Annotated in this window: 21 protein-coding genes; 11 read left to right on the top strand and 10 right to left on the bottom strand. The window is 50.9% G+C overall.

What is annotated here, in order from left to right; translation table 11 throughout:
- Positions 1-3 precede the first annotated feature (3 nt).
- The 10 genes from ycjR to pspA all read right to left on the bottom strand — a co-directional run bounded on the left by ycjR (position 4) and on the right by pspA (position 8,366).
- Positions 4-792, bottom strand: coding sequence for a 3-dehydro-D-guloside 4-epimerase (gene ycjR, locus I6L74_RS19790; RefSeq protein WP_059179092.1), 789 nt, complete (start codon positions 790-792; stop codon positions 4-6).
- Positions 793-809: 17 nt separating this feature from the next.
- Positions 810-1,862, bottom strand: a complete 1,053-nt coding sequence (ycjQ, locus tag I6L74_RS19795) for a D-guloside 3-dehydrogenase (RefSeq protein ID WP_059179093.1) — start codon at positions 1,860-1,862, stop codon at positions 810-812.
- Between the two features lie 29 nt (positions 1,863-1,891).
- Positions 1,892-2,734, bottom strand: coding sequence for a carbohydrate ABC transporter permease (locus I6L74_RS19800; RefSeq protein ID WP_059179094.1), 843 nt, complete (start codon positions 2,732-2,734; stop codon positions 1,892-1,894).
- A complete protein-coding gene (locus I6L74_RS19805; RefSeq protein WP_059179095.1) occupies positions 2,721-3,602 on the bottom strand; it encodes a carbohydrate ABC transporter permease in 882 nt (293 codons plus the stop codon). Before I6L74_RS19805 ends, I6L74_RS19800 begins: the two co-directional genes overlap by 14 nt.
- 19 nt (positions 3,603-3,621) lie before the next feature.
- Entirely contained in the window at positions 3,622-4,914 is a 1,293-nt protein-coding gene (locus I6L74_RS19810) for an ABC transporter substrate-binding protein (protein ID WP_059179096.1), read from the bottom strand.
- A 15-nt stretch (positions 4,915-4,929) separates the two neighbouring features.
- Entirely contained in the window at positions 4,930-6,627 is a 1,698-nt protein-coding gene (locus tag I6L74_RS19815; protein WP_059179097.1) for a sugar phosphorylase, read from the bottom strand.
- Between the two features lie 196 nt (positions 6,628-6,823).
- The gene (gene pspD / locus I6L74_RS19820; RefSeq protein WP_059179098.1) at positions 6,824-7,045 is read right to left on the bottom strand and encodes a phage shock protein PspD; all 222 of its coding nucleotides are present in this window, start codon (positions 7,043-7,045) and stop codon (positions 6,824-6,826) included.
- Positions 7,046-7,059: 14 nt separating this feature from the next.
- On the bottom strand, positions 7,060-7,419 hold the full coding sequence (gene pspC, locus I6L74_RS19825) for an envelope stress response membrane protein PspC (protein WP_059179099.1): 360 nt from the start codon (positions 7,417-7,419) through the stop codon (positions 7,060-7,062).
- Positions 7,419-7,643, bottom strand: coding sequence for an envelope stress response membrane protein PspB (gene pspB / locus I6L74_RS19830; RefSeq protein ID WP_012017558.1), 225 nt, complete (start codon positions 7,641-7,643; stop codon positions 7,419-7,421). The genes pspC and pspB overlap by 1 nt, the downstream gene beginning before the upstream one ends.
- 54 nt (positions 7,644-7,697) lie before the next feature.
- Positions 7,698-8,366: a phage shock protein PspA gene (gene pspA, locus I6L74_RS19835; protein WP_059179100.1), complete on the bottom strand. Its 669-nt coding sequence runs from the start codon at positions 8,364-8,366 to the stop codon at positions 7,698-7,700.
- A gap of 174 nt (positions 8,367-8,540) precedes the next feature.
- Here pspA and pspF point away from each other — a divergent pair, with 174 nt between their 5' ends.
- The 11 genes from pspF (at position 8,541) to I6L74_RS19890 (ending at position 20,731) form a co-directional block, all read left to right on the top strand.
- Entirely contained in the window at positions 8,541-9,518 is a 978-nt protein-coding gene (pspF, locus tag I6L74_RS19840; RefSeq protein WP_059179101.1) for a phage shock protein operon transcriptional activator, read from the top strand.
- Positions 9,519-9,606: 88 nt separating this feature from the next.
- Positions 9,607-11,247 (top strand): ABC transporter substrate-binding protein SapA, encoded by a 1,641-nt coding sequence (sapA, locus tag I6L74_RS19845; protein WP_059179102.1) that lies wholly within the window; start codon positions 9,607-9,609, stop codon positions 11,245-11,247.
- Positions 11,244-12,209: a putrescine export ABC transporter permease SapB gene (gene sapB / locus I6L74_RS19850; RefSeq protein WP_059179103.1), complete on the top strand. Its 966-nt coding sequence runs from the start codon at positions 11,244-11,246 to the stop codon at positions 12,207-12,209. Before sapA ends, sapB begins: the two co-directional genes overlap by 4 nt.
- A complete protein-coding gene (gene sapC / locus I6L74_RS19855; protein ID WP_059179104.1) occupies positions 12,196-13,086 on the top strand; it encodes a putrescine export ABC transporter permease SapC in 891 nt (296 codons plus the stop codon). Before sapB ends, sapC begins: the two co-directional genes overlap by 14 nt.
- Positions 13,086-14,078, top strand: a complete 993-nt coding sequence (gene sapD / locus I6L74_RS19860) for a putrescine export ABC transporter ATP-binding protein SapD (RefSeq protein ID WP_059179105.1) — start codon at positions 13,086-13,088, stop codon at positions 14,076-14,078. Before sapC ends, sapD begins: the two co-directional genes overlap by 1 nt.
- 1 nt (position 14,079) lies before the next feature.
- Entirely contained in the window at positions 14,080-14,886 is an 807-nt protein-coding gene (gene sapF / locus I6L74_RS19865) for a putrescine export ABC transporter ATP-binding protein SapF (protein ID WP_059179106.1), read from the top strand.
- A 258-nt stretch (positions 14,887-15,144) separates the two neighbouring features.
- Positions 15,145-15,798 (top strand): helix-turn-helix domain-containing protein, encoded by a 654-nt coding sequence (locus I6L74_RS19870; RefSeq protein ID WP_082691924.1) that lies wholly within the window; start codon positions 15,145-15,147, stop codon positions 15,796-15,798.
- Positions 15,755-16,516, top strand: a complete 762-nt coding sequence (locus I6L74_RS19875; RefSeq protein ID WP_059179107.1) for a winged helix-turn-helix transcriptional regulator — start codon at positions 15,755-15,757, stop codon at positions 16,514-16,516. Before I6L74_RS19870 ends, I6L74_RS19875 begins: the two co-directional genes overlap by 44 nt.
- A gap of 229 nt (positions 16,517-16,745) precedes the next feature.
- Positions 16,746-17,534, top strand: coding sequence for an enoyl-ACP reductase FabI (fabI, locus tag I6L74_RS19880; RefSeq protein ID WP_012017568.1), 789 nt, complete (start codon positions 16,746-16,748; stop codon positions 17,532-17,534).
- A 172-nt stretch (positions 17,535-17,706) separates the two neighbouring features.
- On the top strand, positions 17,707-18,708 hold the full coding sequence (locus tag I6L74_RS19885) for a CMD domain-containing protein (RefSeq protein WP_059179108.1): 1,002 nt from the start codon (positions 17,707-17,709) through the stop codon (positions 18,706-18,708).
- Positions 18,709-18,796: 88 nt separating this feature from the next.
- Positions 18,797-20,731 (top strand): exoribonuclease II, encoded by a 1,935-nt coding sequence (locus I6L74_RS19890; RefSeq protein ID WP_059179109.1) that lies wholly within the window; start codon positions 18,797-18,799, stop codon positions 20,729-20,731.
- Positions 20,732-20,990: the final 259 nt, after the last annotated feature.

A 20,990-nucleotide genomic window follows, 5' to 3' on the forward strand; every position in this document is an offset into this window, starting at 1 on the left:
TCCTTAGCAGTCGCGTAAATAGTTCAGTGACGCTTGATACGCCTGCGCCGGGTTTTCGGCGCGAACGCGACACTCATAGACCACGACGCCCTGATAATTATCCGCACGTAACTGGGCGAATAAGGCTGCGAAATCGAGGGTGCCACTGCCTGGCTGGTAACGATGATTGTCGGCAATATGCACATGTCCAAGAAGATCCCTGTGGGTATGTAGCGCCCCGGTCAATGAGTCTTCTTCGATATTCATATGATAGAAATCACCGATGATTTCAACGTGCTTAAGGTCATTCTCTTCGATGTAACGGCGCGCATCCGCCAGGGTATTGATCATGTGATCCTGATAGCGGTTAAGTGGCTCAAGGTAAACGGTTGTTCCAGTACGAGCCGCCACCGCATCCAGCCAACGCAGTGAAGCGCTCACCGCTTTACGATCGCCTTCAAGACTGCGTGGGGAAGTCATCGGAGGTAATCGGAACGTAAACATCCCCCAGGCCGCTGGGACAACAATCCCCTTCCCGCCCACTTCACTCAGCGCTTGGAGAATCCGCTCGATTTGCTGTAAGCCATTCAGGCGACGTTCTTCGATGAAATCACCGATCCACCCCTCGTAACCGCCACATGCCGTTGTCACTGGCAGGCCGGTTGCTTTTATTGCGGCTTTTACCTCAGCCAGATTTTCCACCAGCAATTTGCCGTCAATTTCATATCCGTCAAAACCCATGGCCTTGATGTATTTGAACTTCTCAAGAATCGTCGTCGGAAAAAATGCCTGGTTTTGTGTTGCAATTTTCATTTTCAGCTCTCCATAGCTTAAAAAGTAACGCCCATTTTGATGCTCAGCTCGGGGTGTTGATCGACATATTTCATGTAGCTTTCTGCACTGGTTTCAAAACTGACCACCGGATCGATAAGCTCCTCGCAGTTGAGATAGCCGTTCATCAGCAATTCCCAACATGTTTCTTCGATGCGCTTGCGGCTCCAGCGCGGATAGTCAGGATTCGGCTCGCTACAGGCGCGAGAAAAAACGATTTTCGCGTTATTGAAATGGGCTTCACGCCCGAGGTTGAAACCTTCTGAGAAGGGTTTTGCGAAGGCGACATATGAGATTGTTCCGCCATAGGCGAGTCCGCGTAATGCCGATTGCAGCGCATCGGCGAAACCGCTGGTTTCGATAATGACATCAGCACCCTGCTTGCCGGTCAGTTCTTTAATCTCCTGCCCCACGTCTCTGCCAATGGGATTGATGCAGAAGTCAGCACCATGACGGCGGGCAATGAAGCAACGGTGTTCGATAGGATCGACGCCAATCACAATTGAGGCACCGGCCCTTTTTGCCAGTTGGATCGCTATTTGGCCTATCGCCCCTAATCCTACCACCACGACAAAATCACCAACGCGCACATTGGCATCGCGCACGCCGCTCATCGCGAATTGTGCCGGGTCGTAGCAGACCGCATTTTTCCACGAGGCCCCCTCCGGCATTTTGCGCAATTTGTAATTGTTGACGGCATTGACAATCACCGTCTGCTGCAATGGGCCATAGCAGCAGACTGAATCACCGCGTTGATACTCAGTGACCTCTTCGCCGCACTCAATGATTTCACCGACGATCATGTTGCCCAACTGGAATTTACCAAACTCTATTCCGCGAGCGGCCTCCTCAGCACGAGGCGTAAACATTTGCCATTCGGTATTAAACTCTTCATCGATAAACGGGCTTGCGGCGCGGAAATCGACCACTTCCGTGCCGTGTTTTGGCGCACCAAAACGAGCACGAATTTTAACTTCATTCGCTGCGACTGGACGATCCTCATAGGGCATGAGCATTGCCACGCGTGGCGCTGTTGCGACTAACTTTTTCATCACTGACTCCTTGTTAAAAATGACCGTCCTTAGCCCTTTACGCCACCGGCGGTCAAACCACTTTTAATGAAACGTTCGGAAAGCGCATACATGATGACAACCGGCAGTGCCGTCACCAACGATGCTGCCATCATCCGTCCCCAGATATAGTCTGGGGTGCTGAAGAGCGTGTTAAGCCCTACCGGCAACGTAAAGTTGCTGGCACTTGAGAGGAAAATGGACGCAAAGAGATAATCGTTCCACGCTACCATGAAGCAGTACACAAACACCGAAACTAGCCCGGAGATGGCGAGTGGAACCGTAATACGGAAGATGATCTGGAAACGGTTTAAACCGTCCATCATCGCGGCTTCTTCGATCTCATCCGGTATGGTGTCGAAGTAGCTTTTGAGCATGAATACCGCAGTGGGTAGCGTCTGCGTGACCATTGTAATAATCAACGCCATTTCCGTGTCGTAAATACCCAGTGCGGTAATGATTTTGAACAGCGGTACAACCAGTAAAATACCCGAGAACATGTACACGGTATAAAAACTGGCATTAATGGTCATACGTCCTTTGAAGCGAAGCTTTGAAAGTGCGTAAGCACCCAGCGTTCCCAAAAAAACGGCGATGACCGATGAACCTAACGAAACCACTAAACTGTTTCTGAAGTAATCCACAAAGGGGAAAATAAGGGGATTAAAGATGTCGACGTAATGCTGCAGGGTCCATGCCTGCGGCAGAATAGTCGGGTGTAGCGAGATAGCCTCTTTCGCGCTCTTGAACGACGTCATCAACATGACGAAAAAGGGGAATAACGTCACAACCAGAAAGATCACCAGCCCGATATAAAACCCGGTACGATTTAATAAGCGTTTATTTGTTGCCATGGAGATTTACCCTTTTTCTGGTCAACAGAATGACGGCGAAGATAATCACAAACAGCACCACCGAAATCGCAGCGGCTTTTCCAAGGTCGTTGAAGGCAAACGCCGTTTTGTAGAGATACACACCCAAAATATCGACGCGGGTTGTCAGGAGATAGACATCCGCAAACATGTAGAACATCCAGATAGTGCGTAGCGTTATCACCGTTGCCAGTACCGGCATAATGGCGGGCAGCGTAACAATCCGAAATCGCTGCCATGCGCTCGCACCATCCATTTCTGACGCTTCATAAAGTGACTTATCGATGGTCTGCAAAATCGCCAGGAAGGAGATGAATGCGTACGGGAAATAACGCCATATCGCGAACAGAACCACCAATACAAAACTGCTGCCCGAATTGTCAAACCATAACGGGGCATGGTCGTACAGATGCAACAGGTCAACGCCGAGATAATTCACGATGCCGTAGCCATTGTTGAACATGTACTTCCACGCAAAAACCAGCGATATCGACGGCGTCACGTATGAAAGGAGCACCAGCGAACGCGCGGTTTTACGCAACCGAAACTCGCGGTTAAAGAAAATCGCAACGGCAAGTCCGAGTCCTGTACTTCCCATCACCACCCACGCCGTATACCAGACGGTCATCCATAATGAATGCCAGAATGCAGGATCGCCCAGTATGCGAATGTAGTTATTGATACCCACGAACGTTGCGCTGACACGCGGATTAAGCGGTAATCGCAAAAAGCTGATTTCGATATTAGAGATCATCGGCCAGGCTACCAGGCCCCCCAGCAAAATCAGGCTGGGGGCCAACAGCAGCATGGCGAAAGGCATATCTGAACGGCCAGATAACGTCATTTTCATCATTTCCTTCGCGATGTGCCTAACGTTGACAGATAAGATCGGCCAGGCGCTGCTGGCTACCACTCAATGTTGAAGTGAGATCTTTATTACCAACCGTCACGTCATGCACCATCGAGCTGATGATCCCTGACCCCGTCACATCCCCCATGCGGGTGAAGTTTTTATCCCCTACCGCGCCAAATACCTGAACATTTGGGAACTGGGCGATCAATTCATAAGGCAGCTGACCGAAGGCCTGTATTACTTCGTTATTTTTCCAGGTCGCTGTTTCCACCACGAGCCTATTAACAGGTAAGGCCGCACCGGGTGACATCATGACCCAATCTGCCGCGTTTTGAGCCTGTTCCATCCAGGCGACGAAGGTCTCCGCCGCTTTGGTTTCATCTTCGGTTTGGCCATTGGTAATGGTGAGCGATGTCACCATGCCGTACACCGCCGATGATTTCTCCGTCGGCACGACAAACCCCAAATTGGCGGGTGTGCCTTCTTTGTATACCGCAGGAAGAATGTAGGTGGAGTAGATCGCCATCGGCGCAGAGCCGTTCATAAAGGCGTCTTTGATTTCCATAACATCGTTTGAACCAGGCATAGTTGTCGCTGCTAGTGCTCGATAAAACGTCAGCGCCTTTGTCATTTCCGGCGTATCAAGAACGACTGCGCCGCTCGCGTCAAAGACGTTTGCCCCACCCGAAAGTGCGAACTGAGAAAATGCCTGCTCGGTCATCACACTTTCTGCCGTCGGGAGCGCGATTCCATAATGTTTTTTTGCCGGGTCAGTCAGCGTCTGGCTCGCCTTCAGCAATTCTGCCCATGTATGGGGTTCCTGGATGCCCGCCGCAGCCAACGCATCTTTGTGATACCAGACACCCGATAACCAGGCGCTGACAGGTACTCCCGTCCACGCTTTACCATCCTCAGTGCGAACCACCCGCATAATGCCGTCGTAGAAGGTATTTTCTTTGACCGCTTTGACCGTTTCAGCAATAGCATCGCGATCGAGAAGCTGCTCTTTATCCATGACTTTGGCATAGTCATGACTCACCTCAATAACTTCGGGCAGCGCGCCCGTACGGGCAAGCGTAATGACTTTGGTGTTATACGCATCCTCTTCAACGGGAACCTGTTTGATCCTGATTAAAGGGTTCTCTTTCTCGAATCGTTCTATTAATTGTGAAATAACGGCTTGCCTCTCCTGCTCAACAGAAGAGTGCATAAATTCGATGGTCACAACGGTGTTATTGTCATCCCGGCAGCCGGATAACAAGCCGCACGAAACCAGCGCCGAGATCAGCACAATATTAGGGATTTTCATGTTTTCATTATTCCTTTAACGGTGTTTAATCCACATCACCTGCCATGGATTGAGCGTCAATACGCTGTTAGTAATATTGGAATCTGTTAAGAGTTCCACTCCAGAAGGTATATCGTCAAAAAGAGTTTGCACCCTATTCTGAAAATTAAAAAACGCTGTTATTTTCTCACCCACTGCGGAGGTTCGCACTAATTTAAGAACGTGTTCATTTGGCATCGAGAAAATAGCGTTACTGTCTGGATGAAATACACCTTGCTGGCGTCGAATAGCAATCATCCTAGTCAACGCGTTATAGATCTTAGTGCGCAATTGAGATGCATCTTCCAGCTCTGCATCAATTTCGCCCTCCTGAAACTTGCGTCGATTTATCGCGCGGTTGTAACCTAACCTTTCAACGCCATCATAATCATTGCGCGAGCCCAAAATACTTTGAACATAAATAGCCGGTACGCCGGGAAAACTTAATAACAGCGCATGAGCGAGCACGAACCGGGCAATACGTTCATCATCGTGAATATTTTTAGGGCTTAACGCGTCCAAATAAGTGACGTTAATTTCATAGGGGCTTCGTGTGCCATCAGGATTATTTTTCCAGTTGACTTTCGCACCTTCATTTTGCAGGTTTTCGACCAGCATCAGAATGTCTTTTTCCGGTAGAATACCACGTAATGGGTTTAGCCCAATACCGTCGTGGGAAGCGAGAAAGTTAAACCAGGTCGTCTCAGTCGAAGGCAACTCAAGCGTTTGTGCCCACTGGCAAAGTGCCTGCACATTTTCACTGTGAATACTGTGGAGCACGAGTGGCGGCAATGAGAACTGATACACCATTTGAGCTTCATTTGACCCATCACCAAAATAGGAAATGTTGTCTTTATGCGGAACGTTCGTTTCCGTGATGATGACCGTACCCGGCGCGACGACGTCAGTAATGGCACGGAATAACTGGATGAGTCGGTGTGTGTTTTCCAGATGAAGACAGGTCGTGCCCGGCACTTTCCACATAAAGCCCACCGCATCAAGCCGGATGTAATCTGCCCCTTCAATGAGATAGTGCAGCAGGACATCAACCATCGCGATGAGGACCTGCGGACTGGCAAAGTTCAAATCTATCTGGTCATCACTGAACGTCGTCCATAAATGACGGATTGAGCCATCCGCTAGCGTAAACGGCGTTAAAAGCGGCAAGGCTCGAGGGCGCGAGACGGCAGATAAATCAGTATCGGGATCGACAGCAATAAAAAAGTCCTCAAATCCCGGCTTTTGATTTAAATAGTTTTCAAACCACTGACTTTTTGCCGACATATGATTGCAGACAAAATCAAACATGAGGTGGGTTGATTTTTTGAGTTCGGCTACATCACCCCACTCACCTGTTTTTGGCGCGACACGGTGATAATCCACAACAGAAAAACCATCATCTGAAGACCAGGGGTAAAACGGTAATAAATGGACATGCGAAAAGTAAGATGACAGCCAGCGATTATAGAATCGCGTCAATATCGGCAATGCGTTGTGATCATTTTTTTGAAACTGATCGGCATACGTTATTAATATGACGCCCTGCTCATCCCACGTCGATTTACGGTTATCAGTAATAAGAACCCTGGCGTTCCGAATCTTTTCATAAAGAATGTCATAATGTCCTAAAGAAAATGATTCGCCATAAACCAGTTTAATAAGATGCTCTATTTTTTCGTCCATTAAGATTTCCATGGTAGCGGTCCCACGAAAAGCAATTTACGCTTATGGAATTTTTATGTCAATGCAATCGAAGGGGTTAAAAGAGATCAAAAATAGAGCGTCAACGAATAATGTGAGCTGTTGCAAAAAAAGGATGAAACTCATGTTGTGTCGTACATAACGAAATTGCTGCTCTCTCGCAAAAGAAAGCAGCAATTAAAATGTGGGATCAGGAAAAATAGCGACGTGAAAAACGATTAGCGACTTTCTTCAACAATGGCTCCAGCGCAACGGCCAGCAGCATTCTGACGGGTTTACGGGCGACCGTTTTTACCGCCCAGCCCGCTACGCCTGCCGGGCCATAACGTAATGCTGTCAGTAAAACGAATTTCCCTGCGAATTTCAGGCCGGGCTTCATTTTCTGACCGGCCTGTTGCCAGTTTGATTTCATGTTATTTCTCTCAGTTAGAGCTGACGAAAACGGCTTCTGAGCGTAAAGGTATCAGAGGTGACATAACGCTCCATTTCGCGCAGGCGTTTCTCCCCGGCAGCCAGTTCAGCATCCACGGTGTCCAGCAGATCGCTGCTTGTAGGCGCTTCATCTGAATAAAGCGCGCCGTCCGGGATCGGATCCAGAACAAAGGACAAAATGATGTAAGCCACTAAGGTAATGAAGGCCAGCCCAAAGAAAATCGACAGCACTGTCACGACGCGAACCAGCTTTACCGGGACATCCAGATAATGCGCCAGGCCTGCGCAAACACCGCGAACCATCCCCTGCTGGGGAATACGCCATAATTTTTTGTTCAGATTAAGTCCGGCCATTAACCATTCCTCCAGTTCGGATGCTCTGCGTCGAGAATGTCTTCCAGCGTCTGGATACGTTCACGCATTTTTTTCGCCTCGTCGGTGAGCTGCATCAGGCGTTGCTGTTCACTTTGTGACAGATCGCCCCGGGCTGAACGGTTGCTGTAATGCAGCCATAACCAGATCGGCAGGACGAAAAGCACGAAAATGGTCAGGGGAATAGCCAGAAATAGCGCACTCATATGTACTCCTTGTCTTACGATGCGTTGCGGCACGCCAGGGTGCCGCTTCAATTATTATTGGTTGTCTTGTTTCATTTTTGCTTTGAGCGCAGCCAGTTGTTCACCAATGGCATCATCCGCTTTCAGTTCTGCAAACTCCTGATCCAGCGTTTTCTGTTTGCCAAAGCTGTGGCTTTCGGCTTCCGCTTCCATGTGATCGATACGGCGTTCGAAGGATTCAAAACGCGCCATCGCTTCATCAATTTTGCCGCTATCAAGTTGACGACGAACATCACGAGACGAGCTAGCCGCCTGATGACGCAGCGTGAGCGCCTGCTGACGAGCGCGCGTTTCGCTGAGTTTGTTTTCCAGCTCCGCGATCTCTTTCTTCATGCGGGTCAATGTTTCATCCACCAGCGTGATTTCTTGCTCAAGCGTAGCAACAATGTCGGTGAGCTTTTGCTTTTCGATCAGGGCCGAACGCGCCAGATCGTCTTTCTCTTTACGCAGTGCCAGCTCGGCTTTTTCTTGCCATTCGCTTTGCTGCGCGGTGGCCTGCTCAATACGGCGTGACAGCTGTTTCTTTTCGGCCAGCGCACGGGCTGATGTAGAGCGCACTTCAACCAGCGTGTCTTCCATTTCCTGAATCATCAAACGCACCAGCTTTTGCGGGTCTTCTGCTTTTTCAAGCAGTGAGTTGATGTTGGCGTTCACGATGTCGGCAAAACGAGAAAAAATACCCATAATTCGAATCCTCACATTTCATATTTCTGTTATCGGGCGATGCCCTGCTGAACAGATAATACAAATGCCATGCCAACTTTATATCTTATTGATTTATAAGATTGTGGTTGATTTTAATGCAACGAGAACCTACTCTCACCTGGTGAATATCGCTAACGAGTGGTTAATTTCATCATGACTGAATATAAAGATAATTTGCTTGGTGAGGCCAACAGTTTTCTGGAGATGCTGGAACAGGTGTCCCGGCTCGCACCGCTCAATAAGCCAGTATTGATCATTGGTGAGCGCGGGACCGGGAAAGAGCTGATCGCCAACCGCCTGCACTTCCTGTCTGGGCGGTGGGATGGTCCGTTTATTTCGCTCAACTGCGCCGCGCTCAATGAGAACTTGCTGGATTCCGAACTGTTCGGCCATGAAGCGGGCGCTTTTACGGGTGCGCAAAAGCGCCATCCGGGGCGTTTTGAGCGGGCGGATGGCGGGACGTTGTTCCTCGATGAACTGGCCACGGCCCCAATGCTGGTGCAGGAAAAATTGCTGCGAGTGATTGAGTACGGTGAGCTGGAGCGTGTGGGCGGAAGCCAGCCTCTGCAGGTGAACGTCCGCCTGGTCTGTGCGACAAACGCCAACCTGCCGGAAATGGTGGCGGAGGAAAAATTCCGCGCTGACCTGCTGGACAGGCTGGCCTTTGATGTTGTCCAGTTGCCACCCCTGCGCGAGCGAAGCGGCGATATCATGCTCCTGGCAGAGCAGTTTGCGATTCAGATGTGCCGCGAATTAGGCCTGCCGCTTTTCGCCGGTTTTAGCGACTACGCGCGTGAAACGCTGCTCAGTTACGCCTGGCCTGGGAATATTCGTGAACTGAAAAACGTGGTTGAACGCTCTGTTTACCGCCATGCCAGCAGCGAAACTGAGCTGGACACTATCATTATCGACCCCTTCCATCGCAACGTTCCCGTGAATCCTAAACCTGCGCATAATACGGATGCACCAGCTTTGCCGCTCGATTTGCGCCAGTTCCAGCATGTTCAGGAACAGCAGTTGCTGGAACACAGCCTGAAAACGGCAAAATATAATCAGAAACAGGCAGCCGAACTGCTGGGCCTGACCTACCATCAATTAAGGGCATTGCTCAAAAAGCATCAAATGCGCTGACATTATCAGCACTTACCCGCAGACATTTTTACGTAGCTAGGGTAAGTGCGATACACTTTGCAGATCGAATCTAAAAATCTTGAAAATTATGCGTCTGGTTTCATCGTCCCTGATTGCACTCGGTCTGTTTAGCCGCCTGGTCTATGCTGCGCCTGAACCGGCTACGCCTCCTGATATTCGCGACAGTGGTTTTGTCTATTGTGTCAGCGGGCAAGTCGACACGTTCAACCCGCAAAAAGCTGGTAGCGGCCTGATCGTCGATACGCTTGCCGCACAACTTTACGATCGTCTGCTTGATGTCGATCCCTATACGTATCGTCTGGTTTCAGAGCTGGCCGACAGCTGGGAGGTGCTGGATAACGGCGCGACTTACCGTTTCCATCTGCGCAATGACGTCGCATTTCAATCAACGCCCTGGTTTAAACCCACGCGTAAATTGAACGCCGATGACGTGGTCTTTACCTTCCAGCGCATTTTTAATCGCAATCATCCCTGGCATAACGTTAACGGCGGAAGCTTCCCCTACTTTGACAGTCTGCAGTTTGCTGACACGGTCAAAAGCGTGCGCAAACTGGATAATCACACGGTTGAATTTAACCTCACGCGCCCTGACGCCTCTTTTTTGTGGCATCTGGCTACGCACTACGCGTCTGTAATGTCAGCTGAATATGCGGCGCAATTGACGAAGCAGGATCATCAGGAATTACTGGACCGCCAGCCGGTCGGGACGGGCCCCTTCCAGTTGGCAGAATACCGTGCCGGTCAATACATTCGCCTGCAACGCCATGAACATTTCTGGCGCGGTACGCCGTTGATGCCGCAAGTGGTGGTTGATCTGGGGTCTGGTGGGACGGGTCGACTGTCTAAACTGCTTACCGGCGAATGTGATGTCCTCGCCTGGCCAGCCGCTAGCCAGTTGACCAGCCTGCGCGACGATCCGCGTCTGCGTTTGACCTTGCGACCGGGAATGAATATCGCCTATCTGGCATTTAATACCGATAAACCGCCGATGAATAATCCCGCGGTTCGTCACGCTCTTGCGCTCGCTATCAATAATCAGCGTCTGATGCAGTCGATCTATTACGGCACAGCGGAGACTGCGGCGTCTATTTTGCCACGCGCCTCCTGGGCCTATGATAGTGACGCAAAAGTGACTGAGTACGATCCCGCAAAAGCACGCGAACAGCTCAAAGCGCTGGGTGCCGAGAATCTTACGCTGCAGCTTTGGGTCCCGACCAGTTCGCAGGCATGGAACCCTAGCCCCTTAAAAACCGCAGAACTGATTCAGGCGGATATGGCACAAGTGGGCGTTAAAGTGGTGATCGTTCCCGTCGAAGGTCGTTTCCAGGAAGCGCGGTTAATGGACATGAATCATGACCTGACGTTATCCGGCTGGTCTACGGACAGTAACGATCCCGACAGTTTCTTCCGCCCACTTTTGAGCTGCGCGGCAATTCGGTCACAAACCAACTTTGCGCACTGGTGTAACCGGGAGTTTGACGCAGTTCTGCAAAAAGCGCTGTCGTCTCAGCAACTGGCATCGCGAATAGAAGCTTACGATGAAGCACAGAATATCCTGGCCAAAGAGTTACCGGTGCTGCCGTTAGCCTCTTCGCTGCGCCTGCAGGCCTATCGCTACGATATTAAAGGCCTGGTGCTTAGCCCCTTCGGCAACGCTTCGTTTGCGGGCGTATCGCGTGAGAAAAAGGAAGAGGTGAAAAAACCATGATTATTTTTACCTTACGTCGTTTGTTGCTTCTGGCGATTACGCTGTTCCTTCTGACGTTTGTTGGTTTCAGTCTGAGCTATTTTACGCCACATGCGCCGCTTCAGGGTTCGTCGCTGTGGGATGGTTGGCTGTTCTGGTTTAACGGAGTGTTGCACTGGGACTTTGGCGTTTCCAGCATTAATGGTCAGCTTATCTCTGATCAGCTCAAAGAAGTTTTCCCGGCGACAATGGAGCTGTGCATTCTGGCATTTGGTTTTGCCCTGATGGTGGGGATACCGGTCGGTATGCTCGCGGGGATCACGCGCAACAAATGGCAGGACAAATTGATCAGCGCAATCGCCCTGCTCGGCTTTTCGATTCCTGTATTTTGGCTGGCGCTTCTTCTCACTCTGTTCTTCTCGCTCACGCTCGGCTGGCTGCCGGTTTCCGGACGCTTTGATCTGCTTTATAACGTGAAAACCATTACGGGCTTCGCCATTATTGATGCCTGGCTTTCGGACTCTATCTGGCGTCATGAAATGATCATCAGCACGCTGCGACACATGGTATTACCGGTGTTGACGCTGGCCGTTGCGCCGACCACGGAAGTCATCCGCCTGATGCGTACCAGCACAATAGACGTCTTCGATCAAAACTATGTAAAAGCGGCCGCCACGCGCGGTTTATCACGACTCACCATTTTGCGTCGCCACGTTCTCCATAACGCACTCCCGCCGGTAATTCCAAAACTGGGGCTGCAATTTTCTACCATGCTGACGCTAGCGATGATTACCGAGATGGTCTTTAGCTGGCCTGGTCTGGGGCGCTGGATGATTAATGCGATTCGCCAGCAGGACTACGCGGCAATTTCTGCCGGGGTGATGATCATCGGTTCGCTGGTGATCATCGTCAACGTGATTTCCGACATTCTGGGCGCTATGGCTAACCCGCTGAAACATAAGGAATGGTATGCCTTACGATAGCGTATACAGGGAAAAACGCGCTCCCGGTGTTCTGCGCACCGTGTGGCGCAAATTCTATGGCGACACCACGGCGATGATCGGCCTTTACGGCTGCGGTGGTCTGGCATTGCTGTGCATTTTTGGTTCGTGGTTTGCGCCTTACGGACTCGATCAGCAGTTCCTTGGCTATCAGCTGCTGCCCCCTTCATGGTCGCGCTATGGCGAGGTTTCCTTCTTTCTCGGCACCGACGATTTAGGCCGCGATGTGTTGAGCCGCCTGTTAAGCGGCGCCGCCCCGACGGTCGGCGGCGCATTTGTTGTGACGTTTGCCGCCACCGTTTTTGGTCTGGCGCTCGGGATTTTTGCCGGTGCTACGCACGGTCTGCGTTCGGCTGTTCTGAATCATATTCTGGATACGCTACTGTCGATCCCGTCGCTGCTGCTGGCCATTATTGTGGTCGCCTTCGCTGGGCCGCATCTTTCTCACGCGATGTTTGCCGTCTGGCTGGCGCTGCTCCCGCGCATGGTTCGCTCAGTTTACAGTCTGGTTCATGATGAGCTCGAGAAAGAGTATGTGGTCGCGGCACGCCTCGACGGGGCAACGACCATGAATATTTTGTGGTTTGCGGTGATGCCGAACATTGCCTCTGGGCTGGTGACGGAAATTACGCGCGCGCTTTCAATGGCGATTCTGGATATCGCCGCGCTCGGTTTTCTCGATCTTGGCGCGCAACTTCCCTCCCCGGAATGGGGCGCGATGCTTGGCGACGCGCTGGAATTAATTTATGTTGCGCCGTGGACGGTGATGCTACCTGGTGCTGCAATTATGGTGAGTGTTCTGCTGATTAACCTGCTGGGCGATGGTATCCGCCACGCGATTAATGCGGGGGTGCAATAATGCCGTTACTGGATATCCGCAATCTCACTATCGAATTCAAAACCTCCGAGGGCTGGGTGAAAGCCGTAGACCGCGTGAGTATTACGCTGGCTGAAGGCGAAATCCGCGGACTGGTGGGCGAATCTGGCTCGGGTAAAAGTCTTATAGCCAAAGCCATTTGCGGCGTCGCGAAGGACAACTGGCGCGTGACAGCCGACCGCATGCGGTTTGACGATATCGATTTGCTACGGTTGTCACCACGCGAGCGCCGCAAGCTGGTGGGTCATAACGTGTCGATGATCTTCCAGGAGCCACAATCCTGTCTCGATCCTTCAGAACGTGTCGGCAAACAGTTGATGCAGAATATTCCCGGCTGGACCTATAAAGGCCGCTGGTGGCAGCGCGTGGGCTGGCGTAAACGCCGCGCTATTGAGCTGTTGCACCGCGTCGGGATTAAAGATCATAAAGACGCGATGCGCAGCTTCCCGTATGAATTGACCGACGGCGAATGTCAGAAGGTGATGATCGCCATTGCGCTGGCCAATCAGCCACGCATGTTGATTGCCGATGAACCGACAAACGCCATGGAGCCGACCACCCAGGCGCAAATTTTCCGCCTGCTGACGCGCCTTAATCAGAACAATAACACCACCATTTTGCTGATCAGCCACGACCTGCAGATGCTGAGTAAATGGGCGGATAAAATTGACGTGATGTATTGCGGACAGACGGTAGAGACCGCCGTCAGCGAAGATCTGGTGTCTGCGCCGCACCATCCGTATACCCAGGCCCTGATCCGCGCTATTCCTGATTTTGGCAGCGCGATGCCGCATAAAAGCCGTCTGAATACTTTACCGGGGGCGATTCCGTTGCTGGAGTCGCTGCCGATTGGCTGTCGACTGGGTCCTCGCTGCCCTTATGCGCAGCGCAAATGCATTGAGACGCCTCGGTTGACTGGCGCTAAAACGCATCTTTTTGCCTGTCATTTCCCGCTGAACATGGAGAGAGAGTGAAATGGTCGAAACATTGCTTGAAGTACGCAATCTCAGTAAGACCTTTCGCTATCGCACTGGCCTGTTTCATCGCCAGACGGTCGAGGCAGTAAAACCGCTCAGCTTTACCCTGCGCGAAAAACAGACGCTGGCTATTATCGGCGAGAACGGTTCCGGTAAATCGACGCTGGCGAAAATGCTTGCAGGAATGGTGGAACCGAGCGCAGGCGATGTGCTCATTGACGATCATTTTTTGTCGTTTGGTGACTATTCATTCCGCAGTCAGCGCATTCGTATGATTTTCCAGGATCCGTCGACATCACTGAATCCGCGGCAGCGCATTTCGCAAATTCTCGATTTCCCGTTGCGCCTGAATACGGATCTGGAACCCGAGGCACGCCGCAAGCGAATCATTGAAACGCTGCGAATGGTGGGTTTGCTGCCCGATCATGTCAGCTATTATCCGCACATGCTGGCTCCAGGGCAGAAGCAGCGTCTCGGGCTGGCGCGTGCGCTTATCCTGCGTCCGAAGGTGATTATCGCCGATGAAGCGCTGGCTTCGCTGGATATGTCGATGCGTTCGCAACTGATCAACCTGATGCTGGAATTACAGGAGAAACAGGGGATCTCCTATATCTATGTGACACAGCATTTAGGAATGATGAAACACATCAGCGATCAGGTTCTGGTGATGCATCACGGCGAAGTGGTTGAGCGTGGAAGTACTGCGGATGTTTTGGCCTCTCCGCTTCACGACCTGACGAAACGATTGATTGCCGGACATTTTGGCGAAGCATTAACGGCAGACGCGTGGCGGAAAGATAAATAATAAAAGGCGGATTACACCGCCTTTTTGTTATCTCCAGGTGCCATCATGAAGATGATAACTGGTGATAACAAAATAACAGGAAGAGTGAATTTAATCCCCTCCCGCTCCTCTGGGGATGTTTATGTTGTGGTTCCGTAACAGCACGATTAACGCATTCAACAGGTTCGCTGTGTATTTTCGGATTCATAATAATGATGCTACATGAATATTTTTAGAGATAATTAATAAGTTGCCTAACTTTATTAATTGCGAACAAAAATGAATTCATCTCGACTCCACCCCACATTATTTTCATCTTCTTTGGAAAAACCACAGGATCATATTTTACGTTTAATCAAGACGTTGTCCCCGCACGCTAAGGTTGTTCCCGGCGACAAACTCTCCACGCTCGACTTTGTCAGAGCCAATACTAAACAGTGCTATTTGCTGGAAGAAGGTCATGTGATCATCAATCGCAGAGATGATGGCATTACCCTCAACACCGAATCAGCCCCATTCGTCTTTGGATTTACCTTAAACAGCAATCTGCATCCACGCTTGTGTATCCGGCCGTCACCCGACGCTGTGCTTCGCAGGCTTTCGCTCGAAAGTGCCATGCATTTTGTTGAAAAAGAGTCACTCTGGGAATCGTTGACCCAGTTGCTTATTTTCATCTCAGCACGTCTGTTTAGGCACTGTACAAGGCTGTCACAATCAGGAATGTATGAAACGGTTCGCTCGCTTTTAATTGAGCTCATTAATGAGTCACCCAAAATCCGTCATGCTGAATCAACCTACAATTACATTCAAAACAGGTGCTTACTTTCCCGCAGCGGAATTATGTCGATACTTTCTTCACTTCGTGCTGGCGGACACATTGAGCTAGAGAATGGTAAGCTCGCAAAAATCAATTATCTGCCTGAAAAAATATGAGTTAAATCAACTACTCTTCCTATTTTTAAACGTTGTAAATTCCAAACTATTTATCTACTCTTATCATTACATGTTTATTAGGTTTAATATTAAGGATGGAAAACCTTTGGAAACCCCTGCATTAAACCAGCCATTTCCGTGGGCCAAACAACTGGTCGAATCCTTAACGCCTTTTGCGCCAATAAAATCCTATCGCAAAGGGATACGCCTGGGGCTCATTGAGAACGATGAGCCGGTATGTCGTTTGATTCATTCAGGCTCAATTGAAGTACACCGTTCTTCAGATGGACTACTCATTGTCTCGCTACCCGCACCCGGAATCATTGGTCTGGGTGTACATGACGCCTTTCTTGTGACGGCTGAAACGTGCAAAGTCTCCACGCTGACCGTAGCAGAGATGCAGCAGCACATTTCTGATAATGGTCTTTGGGAGATAGCGGCCCAGCATATGATTGTTGTCACGAATAAGCTTTATTCCTACAGCAAACAAATGAGTGCGCCCACTGCGTATGAAGTGATTCGTAACCAGCTACGTGAACTGAGTCACGAACCCGCACACCTTCGTGAAAACGTCACGATTGAACGCTACATCCGCGATAAAACACATCTCTCCCGAAGCAGCATAATGAAAATCTTGTCTGAGTTAAAAACGGGCGGATATATCGTCATTAAGGACGGGCGGTTATGCGAGATTAAGCATCTTCCCGCAAAATACTGACCGCGGCGCGGGAGGTTGGATCAGTTCAGATCCTTTCTACTGGTATCATCCTGCCGTGTTATGTCGTTATCTTAAAAGCTGAAACCTGACGGCTCTTTTGAAATTCAGGTGACATTTCATCTGCATAGTGGGCTATAATTCTGCCCTGCTATTTATTTATTCTGGCGATGTGATTTCTAACTATATGAATACAAAGCCAAAGTAAGCAATGACTATAAGGATCAAAGCTATGGGTTTTCTTTCCGGTAAGCGCATTCTGGTAACTGGCGTCGCCAGCAAACTGTCCATCGCCTACGGCATCGCACAGGCTATGCACCGCGAAGGCGCTGAACTGGCGTTCACCTACCAGAACGACAAGCTGAAAGGCCGCGTTGAAGAGTTCGCCGCGCAGCTGGGTTCAAGCATCATTCTGGAATGCGACGTTGCTCAAGACGAAAGCATTGACGGTATGTTCGCTGAACTGGCAAAAGTATGGCCAAAATTCGACGGTTTCGTTCACTCAATCGGTTTCGCACCGGGCGATCAGCTGGACGGCGACTATGTGAATGCGGTAACCCGTGAAGGCTTCAAAATCGCTCACGACATCAGCTCTTACAGCTTCGTGGCCATGGCAAAAGCGTGCCGTACCATGCTGAATCCAGGCTCTGCTCTGCTGACTCTGTCCTACCTGGGCGCTGAGCGTGCTATCCCTAACTACAATGTTATGGGTCTGGCTAAAGCGTCTCTGGAAGCTAACGTGCGCTACATGGCGAACGCAATGGGTCCAGAAGGCGTGCGTGTTAACGGTATATCTGCCGGTCCAATCCGTACTCTGGCAGCTTCCGGTATCAAAGATTTCCGTAAAATGCTGGCGCATTGCGAAGCGGTTACGCCGATTCGTCGTACCGTTACCATCGAAGACGTGGGTAACTCCGCGGCATTCCTGTGCTCTGACCTCTCTGCTGGCATCTCCGGCGAAGTGGTTCACGTTGACGGCGGTTTCAATATCGCTGCGATGAACGAGCTGGAAATTAAATAAGCTTTAACTCTCTTCCCTCACGGGAAGAGAGTTTCCCCCTGCTGTGTGCCTGTCAATTCTCGGTTTTCCCTTTCGTTATTCCGTTCTGCTATTTGTTATCACCTAACAATATTTTTCCGCTCGTTAGCCATGCGCCAGGATATTGATCGCCATTTGAGATCAAGGAACGCACATGGAACAACGCCGTTTTTCCGGCAAAGGCCACTGGTATCACGAAACCCAGACGAATCACTGTCCGGATGACGTTCTCCCGTTGGTTCCCGAGGCCGCTAATGTCGCCGACCGTTTTTTGCTCGATTTAGCGTTACCGAATGAAATTGTGACGCACTGTGAACGCTGGTTAGCGCCTTCGCGGGTATTACGCGAGCGGCTTTTTCCACGGCAGGTTCCGCTGAGTCGTCTTCATACGCTCAGCGCTTATGACCGCTTAAGTACCGCGCTGACTGTCGCTCAGGCGTGCGGCGTCCAGCGCTTATGTAATCATTATGCCGCCCTGCTGGCTCCGCTTCCGGGTCCGGATTCTTCGCGTGAAAGCAATCAACGTCTCGCCCAAATTACTCAGTATGCTCGCCAGCTTGCCTGTTCACCTGACGTTATCGATGCAAAGGCACAGCAGCAGCTAGATGAAGTGGGTCTGACGACCTACGACGTTATTCTGATCAATCAAATTATCGGTTTTATCGGCTTTCAGGCTCGCGTGGTAGCTACGTTTCAGGCGTTGCTAGGGCACCCGGTGCGTTGGTTGCCAGGTCATCACATTCCCCCTCATGCTCCAGTCGACGATATCAATATGAGCGAATGGGCATCGATTATCCCAAACGTAGAGTTACGCTACGCGAGCGCGCAGCAGCTGGAATCGCTTGCTCGCTGGCAATCAGAAACCTGTCTCGGCGATCTCACGCCGGTGCTATGCCATGAGCCCGCATTACTGGATTGCCTGGGTGAGATTTTGACAAGCGGCATTCAGAATTTACCGGCGTACTACGCAAACCACCCGTCACTTCCGGCTGCTGTGGATTTACTTACACGCTCGCCCGACCGCTTCAGCGCCGCGCAACTGACACCTCTCATTGACGATGGGATTCCGGCTGTTGATGCCATTAATTTGCTGACCTGGTCCGCTTTTTGCGGGTGGCTTAACCGCCTGAAAATCGCGTTGCGCGCGGGCGAATAACCTTACTGATTACCTAAAGAGCGCTTGCTGTACCAGGCAGAATCGCGTAAAACTGTCAGCCGCTCAATGGCCACGAAAATAGAACACTATGCTTCAGGACAACCCGCTGCTAGCGCAGCTTAAACAGCAACTGCATTCCCAGACGCCGCGTGCAGAAGGGGTCGTAAAAGCCACGGAAAAAGGCTTTGGCTTCCTGGAAGTCGACGCGCAGAAAAGCTACTTCATCCCGCCTCCGCAGATGAAGAAAGTGATGCACGGCGATCGTGTGACGGCGGTGATTCACACCCAAAAGGATCGTGAAACTGCCGAGCCAGAAGAACTTATCGAGCCTTTCCTGACCCGTTTTGTCGGGAAGGTGCACAAGAAAGACGACCGTCTTTCTATTGTTCCAGACCATCCGCTGCTGAAAGATGCGATCCCTTGCCGTGCGGATCGTAACTGCGAGCACGATTTCAAAGAAGGTGACTGGGCCGTTGCCCAGATGCGTCGCCATCCCCTGAAAGGCGATCGCGGTTTCTATGCCGATCTGACCCATTTTATTACCTACGGCGACGACCATTTCGTCCCGTGGTGGGTGACGCTTGCGCGTCATAACCTGGAAAAAGAAGCGCCGAACGGCGTGGCGACCGAAATGCTGGATGAAGGTCTGGAACGTCGCGATCTGACGGCCCTGAACTTTGTCACCATCGACAGCGCCAGCACCCAGGATATGGATGATGCGCTGTACGTAGAGGAAGGCGATAACGGCAAACTGCATCTGACCGTGGCGATTGCCGATCCGACCGCGTGGATTGCAGAAGGCAGCAAACTGGACGATTCGGCCAAAGTCCGCGCGTTTACGAACTATCTGCCGGGCTTTAACATCCCAATGTTGCCCCGCGAGCTGTCCGACGATCTCTGTTCGCTCCGTGCAAATCAGGTTCGCCCGGTTCTCGCCTGTCGTATGACTATCGCAGCCGATGGCACGATTGAAGATGACATTGAGTTTTTCGCCGCGACTATCGAGTCAAAGGCCAAACTGGCTTACGACGACGTTTCTGACTGGCTGGAAGGCGCAGGCAACTGGAAACCAGAGAGCGAGGCCATTGCACAACAGATCACGCTGCTGCAACGCGCCTGTCTGAGTCGTGGCGAATGGCGTAAAACCCATGCGCTGGTCTTCAAGGATCGCCCTGATTATCGCTTCGTGCTTGGCGAAAAAGGTGAAGTGCTGGACATTGTTGCCGAACCGCGCCGCATCGCCAATCGCATTGTTGAAGAATCGATGATTGCTGCCAATATTTGTGCCGCCCGCGTTCTGCGCGACAAATTAGGCTTCGGCATTTATAACGTGCATACCGGTTTTGACCCAGCCAACACCGAAGCGCTGGCTGCCTTGCTCAAAACTCACGACGTGCACGTTGATCCGCAGGAAGTGCTGACCCTGGAAGGATTCTGCAAACTTCGTCGCGAACTTGACGCGCAACCGTCAGGTTTCCTCGATAGCCGCATTCGTCGCTTCCAGTCGTATGCTGAAATCAGCACCGAGCCGGGCCCGCACTTTGGTTTAGGCCTTGAAGCATACGCGACTTGGACTTCTCCAATCCGTAAATATGGCGACATGGTTAACCATCGTCTGCTGAAAGCGATCGTGAAAGGCGAAACGATTGCGCGTCCGCAGGATGAAGCCACTGTACAGATGGCTGAGCGCCGTCGCCTGAATCGCATGGCTGAACGTGATGTCGGTGACTGGCTGTATGCGCGCTTCCTGAGTGACAAAGCCGGCACGGATACCCGTTTTGCGGCTGAAATCATCGACGTCAGCCGTGGCGGTATGCGCGTACGGCTGGTGGATAATGGTGCCGTTGCCTTTATCCCTGCGCCTTTCCTGCATGCTGTCCGTGATGAACTTGTGTGTAGCCAGGAAAACGGTTCTGTGCAGATTAAAGGTGAAACGGTTTATAAGGTCACCGATGTGATTGATGTGAACATCGCGGAAGTCCGTATGGAAACCCGCAGCATTATCGCGCGCCCTGTCGTCTGATAACCTTTGAAATGTCGGCGGTTCCTCTTTTGGGATCGCCGATATTTTTATTTCCCCCCTAAATTACGCCCTCATCACTATTTCTTAATATTTTCCTCCTGAACCCCGCAAAAACTATCACAATTATCTACAGTAAAAGAAAACCTTCATCTTTGGTGGCCGGAATTTTTATCCATATGTATCCTTTTTAGCGTTTCTCGTTTTACTATAAGAATTCAGGGAAAAAACAATAAGTTCACTTCGGTTATGCCGCTGCATT

The organism is Lelliottia amnigena (assembly GCF_019047465.1).
Classification (GTDB): Bacteria; Pseudomonadota; Gammaproteobacteria; order Enterobacterales; family Enterobacteriaceae; genus Enterobacter; species Enterobacter amnigenus.